The organism is Heyndrickxia oleronia (genome assembly GCF_017809215.1).
Classification (GTDB): Bacteria; Bacillota; Bacilli; order Bacillales; family Bacillaceae_C; genus Heyndrickxia; species Heyndrickxia oleronia.
The window spans coordinates 4,390,367-4,410,859 of record NZ_CP065424.1 but is presented as its reverse complement, the minus strand read 5'-3'; the positions used below and the strand labels follow the sequence as shown (position 1 = coordinate 4,410,859).

Genomic DNA, 20,493 nt, shown 5'->3' with positions numbered 1-20,493 from the left:
CAGATCAAAACACCTTTTTTTGGTGTTTACAGATCAAAACACCTTTTTTTGGTGTTTACAGATCAAAACACCTTTTTTTGGTGTTTACAGATCAAAACACCTTAGTAGTCCAGTTTTCGCAGTTCCATACATCTGTTACGACATCTTGGTAGAATTCGGGTTCATGGCAAATAAGAAGGACACTGCCTTTGTAGTCTTGGAGGGCACGTTTTAATTCGTCCTTCGCATCGACATCTAAATGGTTTGTCGGCTCATCAAGTACTAGGATATTTGTTTCTTTGTTAATTAATTTACATAGACGAACCTTTGCCTTTTCTCCACCACTAAGTACCTCAACTTTGCTTTCAATATGCTTCGTCGTTAATCCACATTTTGCTAATGCAGCTCGAACTTCATATTGTGTAAAGGAAGGGAATTCATTCCACACTTCTTCAATACAAGTATTATAATTTGCCTGTTTAACTTCTTGTTCAAAATATCCTGTTAATTGATAATCCCCACGCTCAACTGAACCAGATAGAGGTTTAATTTCTCCTAGTATACTTTTCAACAATGTTGTTTTTCCAATACCATTAGCACCAACTAGAGCAATCTTTTGGCCACGTTCCATTTGAAGGTTCAATGGTCTTGAAAGTGGTTCATCATAACCAATAACTAAGTCCTTTGCTTCAAATATCATTTTTCCGGATGTACGTCCCTCTTTAAAGCGGAACTCTGGCTTTGGTTTTTCTGCAGCCAATTCAATAACTTCCATTTTATCTAGCTTTTTCTGACGTGACATTGCCATATTTCTGGTTGAAACTCTCGCCTTATTTCTTGCTACAAAATCTTTTAGTTCAGAAATTTCTTGTTGCTGCTTTTTATAGGCAGATTCTAATTGTTGTTTCTTCATTTCATATACCTTCATGAAATCATCATAGTCACCAACATATCGGTTTAATTCTTGATTTTCCATATGGTAAATTAAATTAATAACACTATTTAAGAATGGAATATCATGTGAAATTAAAATAAAAGCATTTTCATAGTTTTGTAAATAGCGCTTCAGCCATTCAATATGCTGCTCATCTAGATAGTTAGTTGGCTCATCAAGAAGCAAGATATCTGGTTTTTCAAGAAGTAGTTTTGCGAGAAGCACTTTTGTCCGTTGTCCACCACTCAAATCCTGAACATCTCGATCAAGTCCGATGTCGTCAAGTCCAAGTCCTCTTGCAATTTCTTCAATTTTGGCATCAATGATATAAAAATCATTGTTAGTTAAAATGTCTTGAATGGTTCCCACTTCTTCTAGCATCTTCTCTAATTCTTCCGGTGTGGCTTCACCCATCTTTTCATAGAGTCCATTCATTTCTGTTTCAAGGTCGAATAAATATTGAAATGCACCTTTTAAAGCATCCTTCATGGTCATTCCTTTTTTCAGGACCGCATGCTGGTCCAAGTAACCGACACGGACTTTTTTTGCCCACTCAACCTTTCCTTCATCGGGCTGTAGCTTTCTTGTAATGATATTCATAAACGTAGATTTACCTTCACCGTTGGCTCCAACTAACCCAATATGTTCTCCTTTTAACAAACGAAATGACACATTATTAAAAATAGCACGATCACCAAAACCGTGACTCAAATCTTTTACTGTTAAAATACTCATCTATATACACCTTTTTCAATCAGTTTCTTATTTCACATATAAAAATTATAACTAATAAAGGAGTAGGATTGAAAGTTATTTTTTTAGGGATCGACCTAGAAAATATTGTCGTATCGATAGAGTGTTAATAAGAGTTAAAGGAAGAACTATTTGATTTCGTTGCAGATGGTTAAAGGTGTTTATGCCTTTGTTAGAAAAATAGGCTTTTAAAAAGAATTCTAAAGTAGCAATAATATTTTAGGAAAGAGCCCAATAAAAAATAAAAAGAGCATAAAAACAATAGAGAACATTCTAATGGTTTTATGCTTTCTTTAGATAGATAATCATTACATTGTTTTTAATAAAAGTGGCTGATTGTTTGAATTTTGGTTCATCTCAGTTGTGGAAAAATAGAAATTTAATTTTCCTTCATAAACTAGTTGAAAGGGCGAGGTTGCTTTTAAATCACTTGGAGTAACGAAGGCTAAAGGCTTATTAATGAGAACGACACCCGAATCTTTTAACACTGATGCAACAAATTGAGAGCAGAAATAGGCATTTTTTCTCTCAATTTCTATATTAAACAGGACTCCAATAAGCCCAATAAGATTATATTTATAGTTTTGCTTATTATTTTCAAAATTTATGATTTTTCTTCTCATTTCTTGGTATTGCTTTTCAGAAACAGTACAACTATAAATAGCACATTTAGCATGTTTAAAGAGACCCGTACGAATATTTTCTTTTACAAACCCTCCAATAAAAGGGTTTCTCATATTTTTTCTGCCAAAGCTATATACCTCAACCAGATTATCATCAAAGGCTAATGAAGCGTGGTTAAGTGGTTCTTGAGTAAAAAGCTTTATCATTCTTGTAAACATTGTACCAGTATCGGTTAGTAATAAATAAATTTTACGTTGCTCCACACAATTTTCCTCCTATGTAGAATTGAAATATAGGAAGGGAACATCTTGCTTTAAAGACTCTTTTAAATTGTAAGAACTTCATGATTTTTCCCCTTTATTGGTATCTTATCTCATTTATTCCAGATAGAATACGAACTATCGCAGTAATTATCTTTAAGACCTAAGACTGAGTTATTTAATTCATTTTCGTAGTATGATTTGTCATTGAAGTCATCGTATGGAGCAAGCCTATTTCCAGCATTCAACATGTAGAGAGTGGTATGAGAAAGCTCCTTACTCAATCTGAATAGAAAAGTATATTTATCCTATTTTTATAAATATTGATTCTTTTAGATAAGATTAACACAATTAACAATGAAAGGTAATTTCTTTTTCGTTTCATTTTTATTAAAAAATTTTAAAGATATATTTAAGGAAAACTTAAGAAACAGTTTCTTTTATTTTAAAGATGGATCTTTATAATGAGAAAAAAGATTACAAATACTAAGGAGAGAATCTTAGGGTATGGATAGAATAATAGATCGTGAACAACAGAAAAATATAGATATAGAAAACTTTGTTATCACACATGGTAAAGCACTTTTAAATTATATATATTCGCTAATGAAACATTGGGAATTGGCAGAGGATATATATCAAGAAACGCTCATAGCTGCATATATTGGATATGATTCCTTTGAACACCGTTCATCGTTTAAAAATTGGTTATTTAAAATAGCTTTAAATAAATGTAAGGATGAATGGAAAAGACAGAAAGTAAAGTACCGATACTTAGAAGAAAAAATGGATGTAATTGAACAAAATGAAGTACAGGATGAAACAGAAAAAATGGTACTAGAGAAAGTTTTACATGAAAATTTAATAAAGAAAATTAATGAACTTCCGAGCCGATACCAACAGTCATTACTACTATATTATTTTTATGATTGTAGTATGAAAGATATATCACAACGAACGTCTATGCCATTATCAACGGTAAAGACTCACCTTAAAAGAGGAAAGGAACGATTACGAAGAAAAGTAGTGGGAATATATTAAAGAAATTCGGTTGAGTTCTTGACGATAACATTTGAAAACTCTGTATGATGCTTGTTCCAAGTCTAGTTAGATTAATCATAAAAAGAGTGATGAAAAATTGAGAAAAAGCAGAAAACAACAGAAAAAAATTAAAAATGAACACTATACATTTTGGGATATTGTTTTAGATCTATTATCGTGGATACCAGAAATAATTATCTGGCCTTTTCGAATAGCGTTTAGATTAATTAGACATCTTATTGACGGCTTTTAATACCTTTGTTAATTCATTTTTTTGTATGACACTAATAATTTATGCAAATTTGGTGAAATAAGTTGAAAAGTATCTATAATTTTTTTGCAGATAATATGAACTTTTGAAGAAAGAGCTTCATATAATAAAAGTAAGGCTAGTGTAGAACGAATGTAATATCACACTTTAGAAATTTTTTTGTTTAAAAATGAAACTTTTTCTTAACTATTGCGTCTATATAAATAAGAAATTCAACTATTATTCAATGAAGCTGTATTAAAAAAAAGCAGCGTATATCGCTGCTTTATCAACTATAATCTCTTCGCTCCAACATATCTTGTTTTCCAATAAGAGCTGTTTAATTTGTCTATTTTCACACCTTTATCCACGGAGTGAATGATCTGATTATCGCCTATATAAATTGATACATGAGAAATTCCTGAGCCGCTTGTGTTGAAAAATACTAGATCACCAGGTTTGAGTTCTGATTTACTAACTTTTTCCCCCTTATTATATATGGCTGCGGAAGAATGGGGTAAAGTAATACCCATTTTATTGAAAGAATAATAGACGAAACCTGAGCAGTCAAATCCACTTGGCGTAACGCCACCCCATTTGTATGGTGTTCCAATATGTTTTTTCGCTTCTTTAATAAGATCATCTGGAGAAAATTCTGCAGCGTTTGCAGATTGGAATGGTAAAATTAGTAAAATTGCTAGGGCGATTGTTATAACAATGGATCCGATACGTTTCATTAATTTGGCCACCTCAGTCGTTTTTTGTCTACTATTGATAATATAACAGATAATTGTCGAAATATTTTTTACAGTTGTTTTAAACAAATATTACAGAAATGTTACAAAGGTAAACCTATAGCATGAGGTTTCTCCCTTTTATTGGAAAAAAATAAGGCTATTCGTTGTCGGTAGAGTGGAACTTTGGATTATGAAATCTTTTTTTATATAATGAAAAGGGACTATGTACTTTTTTTGAAAGGAAAGATCAAATGATTGTAAAAAATGAGAAGGATTTAGAAGCTTTAAAAAAAATCGGTAAAATTGTAGCGGAAATACGTGATGAATTAAAATCATTAACGAAGCCTGGTGTAACAACTAAGGAATTAGATGAAAGAGCAGGTCAATTATTTGAAAGTCATGGTGCAATTTCTGGACCAAAAGGTGAATATGACTTTCCTGGTTATACATGCATCAGTGTAAATGATGAAGTGGCACATGGTATCCCAAGTGATCGTATGATAATGGATGGAGATTTGGTTAACATTGATGTTTCAGGATCTTGGAATGGCTACTACGCAGATACAGGTATTTCTTTTGTGGTAGGAGAATCAAGTCCCGAATTAGAAGAACTATGTAATTGTGCTCAACGGGCATTTCAAAAAGGACTTGCAAAAATTAAGGCTGGTTCAAAGCAAAATCAAATTGGTAAGGCAGTAATGAATGAGGCAAAAAGAAGTGGTTTTAATGTCATCCTAAATTTAACAGGTCATGGGGTTGGACGAGCACTTCATGAAAAGCCGGATTATATTATGAACTATTACGAGCCTTGGGATAATGATTTATTAAAGGATGGAATGGTAATAGCTTTTGAACCCTTTATCTCTACTGGTGCTGAGGAAGTAGTTGAGATGGATGATGGGTGGACATACAAAACTCCTGATGGAAGCTTGGTTGCTCAGGTTGAGCATACTATTATCGTCACGAAAGAAAAACCAATAATATTGACGTTATAGTCAAATAAGTTCAAGAATCTTCTTTAACCTATAAAGAAAAAAAGGAGCTGCATTTTGAAATGCTAGCTCCTTTTTGTGTTATTTTGCTGGTACAGAAAATTGTCGGATTTTTATTGTTCGATGTAGGCGCATTGCAAATAAACCTGCACAGATAGAAAGGATAATATCTTTTGGAAGTGGTGCAGCCATCCATAACCATGCAATTTTGTAAGTAAAGCCGTCTGGAGCTGCTGCCCATAATTGATAAGCAAAGTACATCCAATTTGTACCAATAATATAGTTGACGACTAATCCAATAAGTGATGCTGTTATGAACATAAGAAATGTTGGTTTCTTCTCAATAATCTTGCCAACTATGTAACTTGTAAAAATAAATGAAACAATAAATCCGAAAGTTGGACTGACTATATCTCCTATTCCACCACTGAATCTTGCAAAAACAGGTGCACCAGCAAGCCCTACAATAGTATAGACAATCATTGATATTGCTCCTAATCTGCTTCCAAGGATTGCTCCTGCGAGAATGGCGAAAAAGGTTTGTAATGTAATAGGAACCCCGCCTATTACCATAAATGGAATAATAGAAGTGATATTCGCTCCAATCATCATAAATGCTGTAAATAAACCAATATAACAAATATCAATGGCACGAAATTTCATTAGTTCATCCCCTTTTTATCTACTATAAAAAAGAATAATGAAAGGGAGGAAATATGTCAACTGGAATATTATATAGGTTTACATAATAGAGAAGTTAATAAAATTTTTGACTCCGGTTTATGAGAAATTATTTATTGAGATTCTTTGTATATTAAAGGTGGGGGGAAGCCTTATAAAGAGATTTTAAAAAAGGATTAAATATTCTCAGTACTTGTCTCATATCATGAATTAGGATGAGTTTTTACTAGATAGGAGAGACAGTATGACTTCTTTTTTTAAAGGGACATTTTTGTTGGTAGTTGTAGCATTTATTGGTGAATGTGTTGAGTTTTTTATAAATATGGTTTTGGCAAATGAACTAGGAGAAGTAGGCATGGGTTTATATATGTCTATATTACCGGTTATCTTTTTTATTGTTGTATTAGCAAGTATGGAATTACCTGTTTCCATTTCAAAGTTTATTGCTGAAAAAGAAGACAAGTATCATTTAAGTATGCTCCAGCATGCGATCCGATTTACGGTGTTATTTACAATCGTCCTAGTTATTTTAGCACTTGCCATTTTGCCAATACTTCCCGTATTTAATCACTATCATCCATATATACGTGGACTAGTAATTGTGTTGATTCCACTAGTATCCTTTTCCTCAGTAGCTAGGGGCTACTTTATGGGAGTACAACATATGGGAAAGATTGCAATAGCAAATTTTTTGAGAAGAATTGTTCAATTAACTTTACTTGTGATTGTATATAATTTATTTCAATTCGAATTAGACAAGGCTATTTTGATTGCTCTTTGTACATTAATCGGAAGTGAACTGATTGTTTTTGTTTATTTAATCCATACCTTCTTTTTACAATTTAAGTTAATAAAACATAAAAGCGCTGTAAGACTTACGGGTAAATCTGTGCGGAAAAGTCTCATGTCGGTTTCACTACCGACTACTGGAATGAGAATCACTCACTCTATTTCCCATGCAATCCAACCTTTTCTGATAAAAGCAGCTTTAATGAAAGCTGGATTTTCAGGAACAATGGCGATTGAGCATTTCGGATTATTAACAGGGGTGGCTTTTAGTATCGGTTTTTTTCCAGCGTTCATTGCTCATTCTCTTTCTACTGTATTAATTCCAACTGTATCTGAGGCATATGCTAAAAGGGATTTTGCTAAGCTAAGAAGCCTGTTGCAGCAGGTTATATTGATGACATTTGTTTATGGAATACCAGCTGTCATTATTTTTCACATTTTTGCAGAGCCACTTACCCATATGTTTTTTGATTCAGATATTGCCCCTATGTACCTAAAACTTCTCTGGCCATATTTTTTATTTCACTTTTTCGCTATTCCTATGCAAGCTTTTTTAATAGGAATTGGTTTAATTAAAGATACGCTTCTTCATTTTGTTTGGTCTACGGTTGTGATGTTTATAATGATGATTATTCTTGGATCTCAACAGGAATTTAATATGATTGGTATTATACTTGGGATGAATACAGGAGCTTTACTTGTTATGCTCATGCATTATGTAACAATATGTAAAAAAATTGGCGTATCATTATTTTTTAGAAAACCTGTAAAACAATCCTTTTAATAAACTTTTAAAAGCAATCTAGGACTTTTATAATATATATGGAAACGCATTCAAATAAACGTTAAAATTAATATAATTATCTGATTAGAATAATGGAGCCAAACAATTACAGAGACAGGAGGTGAACAGATTGAGCAGAAAAGATGAAATTTTAGCCTTTCTTAAAAATTCTAATGAGAGCTTCTCAGCTCAACAAATTGCCGATGAACTCAATCTCGATCGGGCCAATGTTAGTAGGTATTTAAATGAACTTTATAAGGAAAAAAGTATAGAAAAGCAAAGTGGAAAACCTATTCTTTATCGTGTTGTTAACAAAGGAAAGCGACAAAACTATCCTTTTCGACAATTAATTGGTGCAAATGGAAGTTTAAAAATAGCTGTTCAGCAAGCTCAAGCGGCTATATTATATCCACCAAGAGGATTACACACTTTAATTCTTGGAAAAACAGGAACGGGTAAATCATTATTTGCCGAATGCATGTATGAGTATGCAGTTGAGTCAAATATTTTAGAGAATCATGCGCCTTTTATTACGTTTAATTGTGCAGATTATTCACAGAATCCTCAGCTTTTATATGGACATATTTTTGGAGTGAAAAAAGGTGCATATACTGGAGCTGATTCAGACCGACCCGGGTTACTTGAAAAATGTGATGGTGGTATATTGTTTCTCGATGAGATACACCGACTGCCACATGAAGGACAAGAAATGTTATTTACCTTTATCGATAAAGGGGAGTTTAGAAGATTAGGAGAAAGTGATCATTTACGTAAAGCTTCGGTACAAATTATTGGAGCCACAACCGAGAATCCTGAATCTTTTTTACTGGAGACTTTTACTAGAAGAATTCCTATGTCCATTACGTTGCCATCTTTAGATGATCGAAATTTAGAGGAAAGGTTTCAATTGATTGAACATTTTCTAATCCTTGAGTCCAAAAGATTAAATGAAACCATTTATGTGGATCGAAGAGCTTTGAGTGCCTTATTAATTTACCATGCATCTGCGAATATCGGTCAGCTGCAGCGTGATTTGAAATTATCCTGTGCAAAAGCATTTCTCAATTATAAGTCCAATCAAATTCAATATTTAAATATTACACAGATGGACTTACCTATCCATGTTCAAAAAGGCTTGCTTGATACTAAGGATTTCCGTGAAAAAATGGATCGATTAATCGGAAGTGATCAGGAAATATTTAAATTTCATGATCAAGAGTCAGATAGTGAAATGAGAGATGAGGATGACAATTTTTATGATGTAATTGAGAGTAAATTGCATCAATTACATCAAGATGGACGAAGCGATGCGGATATTAAAAAGGAGTTACTTGTCGATATTGACCAATACTTCAATCGTTATTTAGATAAGCTTCCTGAGGTTGGAGTTAATGAAGTCGTTGATGAACAAATTTGGGGGATAACTGAAAAAATCTACAGCTTTGCCGAGGGTGAATTAGTTAGGAGTTTCAGCAATAAAATGAAGTTTGCTTTTGCTTTACATTTACAGGGGTCAATTGAACGGATTAAACAATTCCAGACTGTATTTCATCCTAATTTAAATGAAATAAGAAAGAAATACTCGAAGGAATTTAAAGTTTCTATTGAGATTGCTCAAATGATTGAAAATGAATTAAATGTTGAAATTCCACTAGATGAAATTGGCTTTATTACAATGTTCCTTGCTGCCGATATTGAGGAAAATATGCATCAACAAGGGCAGAATGTAGGAATTATTGTGATGATGCATGGGAAATCTACTGCCTCAAGTATGTTACAAACTGTACAGGATTTATTAGGTGTTCAGCAAGGGAAAGCCTTAGATATGCCGCTATCAATGGAAGTTCGGGAAATGTATGAACGAGTAAAAAATACTGTCATCGAGTTGAATCCAACAAAGGGAGTATTATTTCTAGTTGATATGGGATCATTATCTTCTTTTGGAAACATGATTTTTGAAGAAACAGGTGTGAAAACAAAAACAATATCAATGACAAGTACACCAATTGTGATGGAGGCTGTGCGTAAAGCTTCGTTGGGAAGAAGCCTGGAGGATATTTACCAAAGCTGTCAGCAATTATTCGATTATAAATTTAGTACATCTAAATCCCGAGAAAAACCTTTAAAAAAGGCGATTATTACTGCTTGTTTTACGGGCGAAGGTGTTGCATTGAAATTGAAAACTAGATTAGTTGATCTAGTAAAAGGAAAAAACATCGAAATTCTATCTATTCAGTTTCTCAATCGCCATGCATTCACGGAAAAAGTCGGACAGATCTCCGAACAATATGATATTTTAGCAATCGTAGGTACTGTCCATTTTCAGTATGATGATATTCCCTTTTTTTCTGCCATCGATGTGTTTCATAAAAATAAATTTAAAGAAATAGAAAAATTAATTGAGGATGAAGAACCATACCAGAAAATGGCCCAGTCTCTCGAAGGGCATATTTCCACTATCCCACATGTTCAGCAGTTAATTCAGCGACTTAGGAAATTAGTAAACGAAATAGAACGTAAATTAATGATAACCCTTGAAGATGGGGTAGATAAAGGAATCATTATCCATCTTATTTTTTTAATTGAAAACATGAAATTAAAGCAAGTTGTTCGTCAATTTGATGATTTTTCTGGTTTTAGAAAAAAATATGCTAGAGAAATGAGCGTTGTAAAAGAAACGTTAAGGGATCTTGAAAAAGAGTTTGATTTTATATTATCGGAATCAGAAACAGCTTATTTATGTCAGATGTTTATTGAAAATAGGAAATCATAATGTGTGTAATTAAAAACACAAGTGTGTAATCATCATTACATATTTGTGTTTTTCTTTTTGGCGATAGAATAAGGAGTTTCGTCAAATTTAAGTTGGCACAGTTTTTGCATATTAATTAAATATAGGAGGTGAAACCACTCATTCAGGTTCTATAGATTTATTATTCAAAAAGGCTGTTCTCGTATAATTTGTTGCTTTTGTAAAAAAAACTGCCGGATATTACACCTAATAAAGGATTTAGCGGTCCGATGGAGTTTGCCGCTCCTTTCTCTGTGAAATGAAGGTGTAGCGTTCCTCAACCGATAGAAATTCATTAAAACTTTACTTATTAGCAACTATTTTTGAGAAAAGAGCCTTCATAAAATGAAAGCGCTATTAGATTAAGGGGGAAAAAACAACATGAAAAAAATTATGTTAGTTTGCTCAGCTGGAATGTCTACCAGTCTACTTGTAACAAAAATGGAAAAAGCAGCAGTAGAAAAAGGGGAAGAAATACAAATATTTGCAGTGGCAGAGGCAGAAGCGAAGAATCATTTTGAAGAGATTGATGTTTTACTTCTGGGACCACAAGTACGATTTTTAAAGGGGAAACTTGAAAAGCAGCTAGATGGGAAGGGAATACCAGTTCAAGTGATTGATAGCATTGACTATGGAACAATGAACGGGGATGCAGTGCTTACTAAAGCCCTACAATTATTATAGGTAGGGGATAAGGGGGAGAAATGGATGAATAATCTTATTCAGTTCTTAGAGAAATATTTTGTTCCTGTTGCAGGACGGATTGGTGCACAAAGACACTTAGTTGCTATACGTGATGGATTCGTTGCCATTATGCCATTAATGATTTTAGGATCGTTTGCAACATTATTTAATAACTTGCCAATTAAAGCCTATCAGAACTTCATGAAGTCTATTTTTGGGGAAAACTGGACCATGTTTGGTGGAGTTTTATGGCAAGGTACTTTTGCAATTGTTTCAATACTAGTCGCGTTTACAATCGCTTATAATTTAGCTAAGTCATATGATAAGGATGGACTTTCCTCGGGGGTTGTATCTGTAGCTGCCTTGCTATCAATTATGGCGACAACAAAGGATGGTGGATTACCACTATCATGGGCAGGGGCATTAGGACTTTTTGTCGCTATTTTTGTCGCATTAGTTTCAACAGAGATTTTTACTAGACTTTTAGGGAATCCTAAATTAGTTATTAAAATGCCAGATGGAGTACCTCCAGCAGTATCGAAATCATTTGCCGCATTATTTCCTGCAATGATCACATTAACGATTTTTGGACTTTTGAAAGTGATAACTGTAAAGCTAGGAATGCCTGATATACACCAAGCATTATATGATGCTCTTCAAGCACCTATTTCAAAAATGGCAAATACATTATGGTCGGCAATATTAGTTGCAGTTATTATTCATGTTTTATGGTTCTTTGGCTTACACGGATCCAATATTATAGAGCCATTGATGCAAGCGGTTTATTTGCCAGCAATTAATGATAATATTGCTGCATTTAAAGCAGGAACAGAAATAACAAATATTGTTACGAAATCATTCTTTGACGGCTTTGTTCTTTTAGGTGGATCAGGTACTACAATTGGTTTGCTATTAGCTATAATCTTGGTAGGGCGTAAACAAAAGCAATATTATAACTTATCTAAGTTATCTGTAGCCCCTGGGCTTTTTAACATCAATGAACCAGTTGTATTTGGATTACCAATTGTATTAAATCCGATTTTATTTATTCCGTTTATTTTAACACCTATTCTATTAACGATTATTAGTTATGTATCAATTGCCACAGGACTTGTTCCGAAAACTGTTGTATTTCTTCCTTGGACGACACCACCAATCATTGGAGGAATCATAACCTCAGCTTCCTGGAAAGGTGGAGTTTTGGCAGCATTTAATCTATTGGTATCTATAATTATTTATATCCCATTTGTGAAAATGGCTGAACGAGCATTCTTGAAAAGTGAAAAGCAAAAAAACCAAGCAGAGCCCATCCAACAAGCGAAATAGACAGCAAAGGAGATCATATAATGAATGTAGAACAAATTGTAATGACGATCATTACGCATAGTGGGAATGCAAAAAGTGATGCTGTCGAGGCAATTCAAGCAGCAAAAGCAAAGAATATTAGTACGGCCTATGAGCTTATTACAAAAGCAGAGAAGGAATTATTAGAGGCACACCATGTGCAAACATCATTAATTCAAAATGAAGCAAGAGGGAATCGTGCCGAGGTAACTTTACTTCTTGTCCATGCTCAGGATCATTTAATGAACGCCATTACATTTAAGGATCTTGCAAAAGAGTTTGTTGAGCTATATGAGTCTATGAATCAATAAATAGTGTCGAACGTGGAAGTGAGGGTAGAGTGATACCCTCTCTTCTTTTCTATAAATGATTAGAAAGTAGAAAGTATTAAATACGAAAGGGGAATTGATAATGAGACAATTAGGAATATCCATTTACCCACAATATGGAACGGAAAAGGAACAATTTGATTATTTAGAACGAGCTAGTTCCCATGGTTTTTCAAGACTCTTTACCTGTTTAATGTCAGTTAGCGAAGAAAAAGATGTTAAACAAATGAAAAACTTATTAAGTAGGGCACAAAAACTTGGTTATGAAGTGATTGCTGATGTTAGTCCAAGTGTTTTTCAAGATTTGCAGCTTTCTTATAAGGATTTAGGATACTTTAAGGAACTTGGTCTTTCAGGTTTACGTCTTGATTTAGGTTTTTCTGGTTTAGAGGAAAGCATCATGTCGATGAACGAGTATGGTTTAAAGATTGAATTGAATGTGAGTCAAGGAACAAAATACTTAGAGCAAATCCTTTCGTACTCACCGAATAAGCATGCATTGATTGGTTGTCATAATTTTTATCCTAGAAAATACACGGGCTTATCACGCGAGCATTTTCTAAAATGCTCAAAGCAATATAAAGAGCATGGAATTCGAACAGCAGCTATGATATCCTCTTCACATGCAAATTATGGGCCATGGCCAGTCCAAGAAGGACTCCCAACATTAGAGGAACATCGTTATTTGCCGATTATCGTACAAGCGAAGGATTTGTTTAATACTGGTGTCATTGATGATTTAATTATTGGGAATGCTTTTGCATCGGAGGAAGAATTAAGTCAGCTCGGTCGTTTAAATCGTTATCTCCTAGAGCTGAGCATACAATTTCAATCAGGCATATCACAGGTAGAAAGAAAAATAGCACTGGAACGAACACATATTAATCGTGGAGATGTTTCTGCCTATGTGATTCGCTCAACAGAGAGTAGAATAGAGTTTAAAAAGGAAGCATTTCCTGCACATCATACAGAATTAATTAAACGTGGTCATGTAACAATTGATAATGACCTATACGAAAGATATAAAGGGGAATTACATATTGCTTTAAAAGAAATGGAGAATGAAGGGAAGTCAAATATTATAGGAAATATTGCTGAAGAAGAGTTGTTTCTTTTGAATAAAATCGAACCTTGGCAAAAGTTTAAGTTAGTTGAAAAAAAATCATAAGAACTGGGAGCTATCTGTGTGAGATAGCTCCTTTTAGTTTTTCGTGATTTGACAGAAGGATAAAGAAATAAATATAATGAATTCTGATTAGACTAAATAATCTAAAAATATTAAAAAGGAGGTTTCATCGATTAATTAAAAAACGGGGGAGGAAAAGAATGGAGAATTCAATTTATTCATTGTTACCACCGCTAATTGCTATTTTAATGGTTATTTTAACTCGAAAGGTATTATTGTCATTAGGAATTGGAATTGTAACAGCGGCACTGTTGTTAGCAGAAGGCAATATTTTAAATACATTATCAACATTATGGGAAGCGCTAAAAGCTATTTTTTGGGTAGATGGTCAATTAAATACATGGAATATTTTTATAGAATTATTTGTTATTATCCTTGGTGTTATAACTGCTTTTATTACAATAATTGGTGGTGCACGCGCTTTTGGTGAATGGGCAATGAAACGTGTAAAAACAAGAGCTGGTGCTCAAATGATGGCTGCGATTTTTGGCGTAGTTATTTTTATTGATGATTACTTTAATGCCCTTGCAGTTGGGCAAGTATCTAGACCAATTACCGATTTACATCGCGTTTCGAGAGCAAAGCTCGCCTATATTATTGACTCTACCTCTGCACCAGTTTGTGTCATTGCTCCTATTTCAAGTTGGGGTGCCTATATTATTGGGATTATTGGCTCTGTTTTAACCGCACACAGCATTTCAGATATTGCTCCTTTAACTGCATTTTTAAAAATGATTCCGATGAATCTCTATGTATGGTCAGCTTTAGCGCTTGTTTTTATTATTGCCCTTCGGGGAATAGAATTTGGTCCAATGAAAAAACATGAAGATCGTGCAATGAATACAGGGCAAGTATTTGATCCAAATAAAACTGCTCCTGGAGAAATGAAGGAAGTAATTCCAATTAGCGATAAAGGAACAGTTGGTAGTCTAATTTGGCCATTAATTACATTGATCATCTCCACTGTTATTATGATGCTTTGGACAGGATCTTCAGCATCAAATGGAAGTAACAATTTAATGACGATCTTTGAAAATGCAGATGTTGCTAAATCCCTTTTTTTTGGAGGAATAGTTGGGTTAGTTATTACTCTTGGATACTTTTTTAATCACAGCTTTAAGAAAAAGACTGTCGAGTCTAAGCTCTTCTTTATAGGGTTAAAAGAAGGAGTAAAATCTATGGTTCCAGCGATTTTAATACTAATTTTTGCATGGATTATCGTCGATTTAATTGGCCAATTAGAAACGGGAAAATACTTAGCCGGTTTAGTAAAAAGCATGAATATGAATGTAACCTTTTTACCTTTTATCATGTTCATCATTGCTGGATTAATCGCTTTTGCGACTGGAACCTCCTGGGGGTCATTCGGAATTCTATTGCCGATTGCGGGTGAAATCTCTGCTGTTACAGATGTATCCATCATACTACCTACAATGGCTGCTGTCTTAGCTGGTGCCGTATTTGGTGACCACTGTTCACCGATTTCAGATACAACAATTCTTTCATCTACAGGTGCAGGGAGTAATCATATGGATCACGTTATGACTCAGTTACCTTATGCATTAACTTCTGCAGGAATAGCTGGCTTTGGTTATCTAGTTATTGGGATAACAAGTAGCACCATTGCAGGTCTTGCTACCGTGATGGTTCTCCTAATTCTATTTGCGTTTTTTATGAAAAAGGGTGAGGATTTTACAGTAAATGGAGATGGAATGTCATCTAAAACATAAAAATTCCATTGAAAACTGACTCAAGAGTACGAGTCAGTTTTTCCTTTTTGAGGAGCAATATGAGGATACTAGTATAAAAGGACTACTATTTAGAAAATTCAAAATAAATATTGATAAAATGTAAACGCTATCATATAATGAACCTTGTAATATATGAAACTGTATTTCATATAATGAAATGTAGTGAATTGTATATGGAAAGAGGGGAATGAAATGTCTTCGTTTGTCTCCAAAAGGGTTCAAGGGTTGCCACCTTATTTGTTCTCGGTTATTGATGAAAAAAAGAAACGATTGCAGGAAGAAGGGGTGGACGTTATTGATTTAGGAATCGGTGCACCTGATCTGCCAACACCAAATTTTATTGTAGACCGATTAATAAAGGAGTTACAAGATCCAAGTAATTTTAAATACTCTGGATACGCAGGTTGCCAAGAATTCAGAGAGGCAGTAGCTTCCTTCTATAAACAGCAATATGAGGTGGATCTAGATCCTACTACCGAAATTCTTACTCTCGTTGGTTCGAAGGAAGGAATTGCTCATGTTATACCAGCAATGATCGATCCGGGAGATGCAGCACTTATTCCTGATCCTGGCTATCCTGTTTATCGAACAGCCACTTATCTTGCCGGCGGGCAGTGTATAGATTTACCACTTGATGCGCAAGACCATTACCGCCCTATCTTTTCACAATTGCCTCCATCTGTTTGTGAAAAGGCAAAGCTTATGTTTTTGAACTACCCAGGAAATCCTACCGCCGCAACTGTTGAATTAGATGTGTTTGAAGAAGCAGTTGCCTTCGCAAAAAAACACCAAATCGGTGTCATCCATGATTCTGCTTATGGTTTAGTCACGTTTGATCAATTTAAAGCCCCAAGTATATTACAAGTTGAAGGTGCAAAAGAAATAGCAATAGAATTCGGCTCTCTGTCCAAAAGTTTTAATATGACTGGTTGGCGTATTGGGTACGCGGTGGGGAATTCGGAGATTATCCGTGCGCTATCGAATGTAAAGAGTAATATAGACACCAGTCAATTTTTACCGATTCAGAAAGCAGCAGCTGAAGCATTAACAAGTGATTATCATGCGGTCGAACAAAATAATGCGATTTATAATGAACGGTTGGAAAAAATGCTTGAAGCCTTAAAAAGTATTGGAATCCATGTAGAAAAGCCAAGAGGATCATTCTTTATTTGGGCACCAGTACCGAGTGGTTTTTCTTCCAGTCAATTTGCTGAAATGGTATTGGAGGAAACGGGTGTCATTATTACACCGGGAAATTCATTTGGGCCATCTGGTGAAGGTTATTTTCGTATCTCCTTATCCGTTCCAACTGAGCGTCTTGATGAAGCAGTCAAAAGAATAAAATCCTTGAACCTTGAGGTGACAAAACATGCCCCTAACCATTAAAAAGAAAGTAATGGGAGCTGCACAAGCAATCATCGAATGTATGAAAATCGAAGAAATAACAAAGGTGTTTTGTGTACCAGGAGAAAGCTATTTGCCAGTATTAGATGCAATATATGACGAACCAACTATAGATTTAATTTCTACGAGACATGAAGGTGGAGCGTCATTTATGGCGGAGGGTTTTGCAAAAGCAACGAGAAAACCCGGAGTGGTGATGGCAACCCGTGGGGTAGGTGGGGCAAATTTAGCAATTGGTGTTCATACAGCATATCAAGATTCGACTCCTATGGTTGTATTCTTAGGCCAGGTTCACAGTAAATTTCGTGGTCGTGAAGGATTTCAAGAGGTAGACTTGGATCAGTTTTTTGGTCATATTGCCAAGTGGACTGTCGAAATTAATGATGCTGAAAGAATCCCTGAATTGGTACAGCGAGCATTTCGAATAGCCCAAACGGGAAGACCAGGACCAGTTGTCGTTTCTTTACCTGAAGATATATTAAAGGAAAATTGCGAAATGGCTTTTGGGTCAAAGGTGAATGTGCCAAAACCTGTTCCAGCTAAGACTGAGTTAGCTCAAATTGAACATATATTAAATAATGCAAGGAAACCACTTATTATTGCGGGGGGTGGCATTATTCATTCGAAAGGTGAGCAGGAGCTCATCGACTTCGCGGAAAAATATTATTTACCAGTTGCAGCCGCTTTTAGGAGACATGATGTTTTTCCTAATAATCATCCTCTATATGTCGGCCATTTAGGTTTAGGAACTGCTAAAGGAATACTTCAAACTGTAAATGAAGCAGATGTAATTCTTGCTATAGGTACACGTCTATCCGAAGTCACAACTCAAGATTACACATTACTCTCCTCAGAACAAACATTAATTCATATTGACATCAGTGCAGATATGCTTGGGAATGTTTATCCCCCAGAAGTAGGGATCGTAGCAGATGCAAAAAATGCATTATTCGCTTTCCAAGGCATCCAGGTGCAACCAACATGGCAAAAATGGGTGGATCGATGCCACCAGGTTTATATTGAAACAACTTTAATAATGAATAATGGCAAAAGTGAAAAACTAACTAATTTTGATGTCATACAATTATTACAGGAAAATCTTCCGGAGAACGCTATTATTACGAATGATGCAGGTAATTTTGCAGGATGGCTACATTCGTATTATCAGTTTCATAGGAAGGGAACCTATATTGGTCCAACATCAGGAGCAATGGGGTACGGTTTGCCAGCAGCCATTGGTGTTAAGCTAGCACACCCAGATCGTACAGTCGTCTCTTTATCTGGGGATGGCGGGATGATGATGACTGTCCAGGAATTAGAAACGGCCTCACGTTACAATATACCGGTCATTAGTCTCGTATTTAACAATCGAATGTATGGAACCATTCGTATGCATCAAGAAATTCACTATCCTACTAAAGTTAGCGGAACTGATCTAGGGGATATAGATTTTAGTGGATTAGCCCAGTCTTTGAATGCAAATGGTGTAAAAGCTAGGACAAAAGAGGAATTTAAAAAGGCTTTACGAGAAGCGATGCATTCATCTAAGCCTACTGTCATCGAAATTGAGATGGACAGGGCGCAAATCTCTACGACAAAAACGATAAAAGATATACGTGAAAATTTATAAGCAAAAAGGAGATAGGAATATGTTAAATACAGTCATTAGCGGAGAAAGAGTAGTTAATTATATCAATGGGGAGTGGACAGTTCCAACTGAAGAAAAATATACATCAATTGTTAATCCGGCAACAGGAAAATCTATTGGGGAAATTTTACTCTCATCAAAAAAAGAGGTTGATCTTGCAGTAGAAGCAGCAAAAAAGGCGCAAAAAAAGTGGGCCTTAGTACCAGCTCCGCAAAGAGCTGAGATTTTATATCGTGTAGGTCTCATTATGAAGGACAGAAAGGAAGAGTTATCCCGAATTTTGACGCAAGAAATGGGAAAGGTCATTGAAGAAGCACGAGGAGAAGTTCAAGAAGGAATTGATATGGCCTTTTATATGGCGGGGGAAGGAAGAAGGTTATTCGGAAATACAACTCCATCCGAATTAAAAGATAAAGTCGCGATGAGCATTCGCGTTCCTGTTGGGATTGTTGGTATTATTACTCCTTGGAATTTCCCAATTGCTATTGCAACATGGAAGTCATTTCCTGCAATTGTCGGAGGAAATGCAGTCATTTGGAAGCCCGCAACGGAAACACCGCTAATGGCTAGAGAACTAGTAAAGATATTTGAGGAAGCAGGGCTGCCAAAAGGAGTGATAAATCTTGTTTGTGGCTCAGGTTCCCAAGTGGGGAATGCGATGGTTGAGCATCCAGATATTGATGTCATTTCTTTTACAGGATCCAATGAGGTAGGGCGTACGATTGCAGAAACATGTGGAAGAATGTTAAAGCGAGTATCCCTAGAAATGGGTGGGAAAAATGCCGTTATTGTAATGGATGATGCAGATTTAACTTTAGCTGTAGAAGGAATTTTATGGAGCGCATTTGGAACAAGTGGTCAAAGATGTACAGCATGTAGTCGGGTTATTGTTCATGAGGATGTAAAGGAGAAACTTGAAGAGCAGCTGTTAGTAGCAATGGAAAAACTAACACTTGGAAATGGTTTAGATGATAGTGTGAAGATAGGTCCAGTGATTAATGGAAGTGCACTTCAGAAGATCCATGAATATGTTGGAATTGGAAAGAATGAAGGGGCAAAGCTTTTAGCAGGTGGTTCAATAGTCAAGGATGATAGACTTGGAAATGGCTATTATTATGAGCCCACCTTATTTACAGATGTGACACCAGATATGAGAATTGCACAGGAAGAAATTTTCGGACCGGTAGTGTCAATCATTCCAGTCAAAAGCTTTGAAGAAGCAATTGAAGTGAACAATGGCGTTACATATGGATTATCAAGTTCTATTTTTACTAGAGATGTGAATCGAGTGTTCGCTGCACAAAGAGATTTAGACACTGGAATTGTATATGTTAATGCAGGAACGACTGGTGCTGAGATACATTTACCATTTGGAGGAACGAAAGGTACAGGAAATGGCCATCGTGATTCAGGAGTGCAAGCACTAGATGTATTTACAGAATGGAAGAGTATATATGTGGATTATAGTGGGAAGCTTCAACGTGCCCAAATAGATGTAGAGTAATTGAATCGTTTTAATCAACAAATTTGAA

16 protein-coding genes are annotated in these 20,493 nt (G+C 35.1%); 12 read left to right on the top strand and 4 right to left on the bottom strand.

Translation table 11 applies throughout. The annotated features are described in order from the left end of the window. Positions 1–91: 91 nt before the first annotated feature. Positions 92–1,648 carry an ABC-F family ATP-binding cassette domain-containing protein gene (locus I5818_RS22225; protein ID WP_078109393.1) on the bottom strand — a complete coding sequence of 519 codons (1,557 nt, stop codon included), beginning with the start codon at positions 1,646–1,648 and terminating at the stop codon, positions 92–94. Between the two features lie 326 nt (positions 1,649–1,974). Then, entirely contained in the window at positions 1,975–2,553 is a 579-nt protein-coding gene (locus I5818_RS22220) for a hypothetical protein (RefSeq protein WP_139358065.1), read from the bottom strand. Between the two features lie 504 nt (positions 2,554–3,057). Here I5818_RS22220 and I5818_RS22215 point away from each other — a divergent pair. After that, entirely contained in the window at positions 3,058–3,591 is a 534-nt protein-coding gene (locus I5818_RS22215) for an RNA polymerase sigma factor (RefSeq protein ID WP_058003127.1), read from the top strand. A gap of 543 nt (positions 3,592–4,134) precedes the next feature. Here I5818_RS22215 and I5818_RS22210 read toward each other — a convergent pair. Beyond that, positions 4,135–4,578 carry a C40 family peptidase gene (locus I5818_RS22210; protein WP_058003126.1) on the bottom strand — a complete coding sequence of 148 codons (444 nt, stop codon included), beginning with the start codon at positions 4,576–4,578 and terminating at the stop codon, positions 4,135–4,137. A gap of 251 nt (positions 4,579–4,829) precedes the next feature. On the opposite strand from I5818_RS22210, the gene map reads away from it, so the two are divergent. Further along, on the top strand, positions 4,830–5,573 hold the full coding sequence (gene map / locus I5818_RS22205; protein ID WP_071976378.1) for a type I methionyl aminopeptidase: 744 nt from the start codon (positions 4,830–4,832) through the stop codon (positions 5,571–5,573). Positions 5,574–5,651: 78 nt separating this feature from the next. Here the strand turns inward: map and I5818_RS22200 are convergent, their stop codons facing one another. Beyond that, on the bottom strand, positions 5,652–6,233 hold the full coding sequence (locus tag I5818_RS22200; protein ID WP_078109391.1) for a biotin transporter BioY: 582 nt from the start codon (positions 6,231–6,233) through the stop codon (positions 5,652–5,654). A 262-nt stretch (positions 6,234–6,495) separates the two neighbouring features. Here I5818_RS22200 and I5818_RS22195 point away from each other — a divergent pair, with 262 nt between their 5' ends. From I5818_RS22195 to I5818_RS22150, 10 genes are all read left to right on the top strand, one after another. Next, on the top strand, positions 6,496–7,824 hold the full coding sequence (locus tag I5818_RS22195; RefSeq protein ID WP_078109390.1) for a polysaccharide biosynthesis protein: 1,329 nt from the start codon (positions 6,496–6,498) through the stop codon (positions 7,822–7,824). A 130-nt stretch (positions 7,825–7,954) separates the two neighbouring features. Continuing rightward, positions 7,955–10,597, top strand: a complete 2,643-nt coding sequence (locus I5818_RS22190) for a sigma-54-dependent transcriptional regulator (protein WP_078109389.1) — start codon at positions 7,955–7,957, stop codon at positions 10,595–10,597. Between the two features lie 399 nt (positions 10,598–10,996). Then, positions 10,997–11,299 (top strand): PTS sugar transporter subunit IIB, encoded by a 303-nt coding sequence (locus I5818_RS22185; RefSeq protein WP_058003121.1) that lies wholly within the window; start codon positions 10,997–10,999, stop codon positions 11,297–11,299. Positions 11,300–11,323: 24 nt separating this feature from the next. After that, a complete protein-coding gene (locus I5818_RS22180; RefSeq protein WP_078109388.1) occupies positions 11,324–12,625 on the top strand; it encodes a PTS sugar transporter subunit IIC in 1,302 nt (433 codons plus the stop codon). Positions 12,626–12,645: 20 nt separating this feature from the next. Continuing rightward, entirely contained in the window at positions 12,646–12,954 is a 309-nt protein-coding gene (locus tag I5818_RS22175) for a PTS lactose/cellobiose transporter subunit IIA (RefSeq protein ID WP_058003119.1), read from the top strand. A 100-nt stretch (positions 12,955–13,054) separates the two neighbouring features. Next, entirely contained in the window at positions 13,055–14,140 is a 1,086-nt protein-coding gene (locus tag I5818_RS22170) for a DUF871 domain-containing protein (protein WP_071975620.1), read from the top strand. 158 nt (positions 14,141–14,298) lie between these two features. Continuing rightward, entirely contained in the window at positions 14,299–15,888 is a 1,590-nt protein-coding gene (locus I5818_RS22165) for a Na+/H+ antiporter NhaC family protein (RefSeq protein ID WP_078109387.1), read from the top strand. 213 nt (positions 15,889–16,101) lie between these two features. Further along, on the top strand, positions 16,102–17,295 hold the full coding sequence (locus tag I5818_RS22160; RefSeq protein ID WP_058003116.1) for an LL-diaminopimelate aminotransferase: 1,194 nt from the start codon (positions 16,102–16,104) through the stop codon (positions 17,293–17,295). Next, positions 17,279–18,943, top strand: coding sequence for a thiamine pyrophosphate-binding protein (locus I5818_RS22155; RefSeq protein ID WP_078109386.1), 1,665 nt, complete (start codon positions 17,279–17,281; stop codon positions 18,941–18,943). Before I5818_RS22160 ends, I5818_RS22155 begins: the two co-directional genes overlap by 17 nt. Before the next feature lie 19 nt (positions 18,944–18,962). Further along, positions 18,963–20,465, top strand: coding sequence for an aldehyde dehydrogenase family protein (locus tag I5818_RS22150; protein ID WP_078109385.1), 1,503 nt, complete (start codon positions 18,963–18,965; stop codon positions 20,463–20,465). The last annotated feature ends 28 nt before the right edge of the window (positions 20,466–20,493 follow it).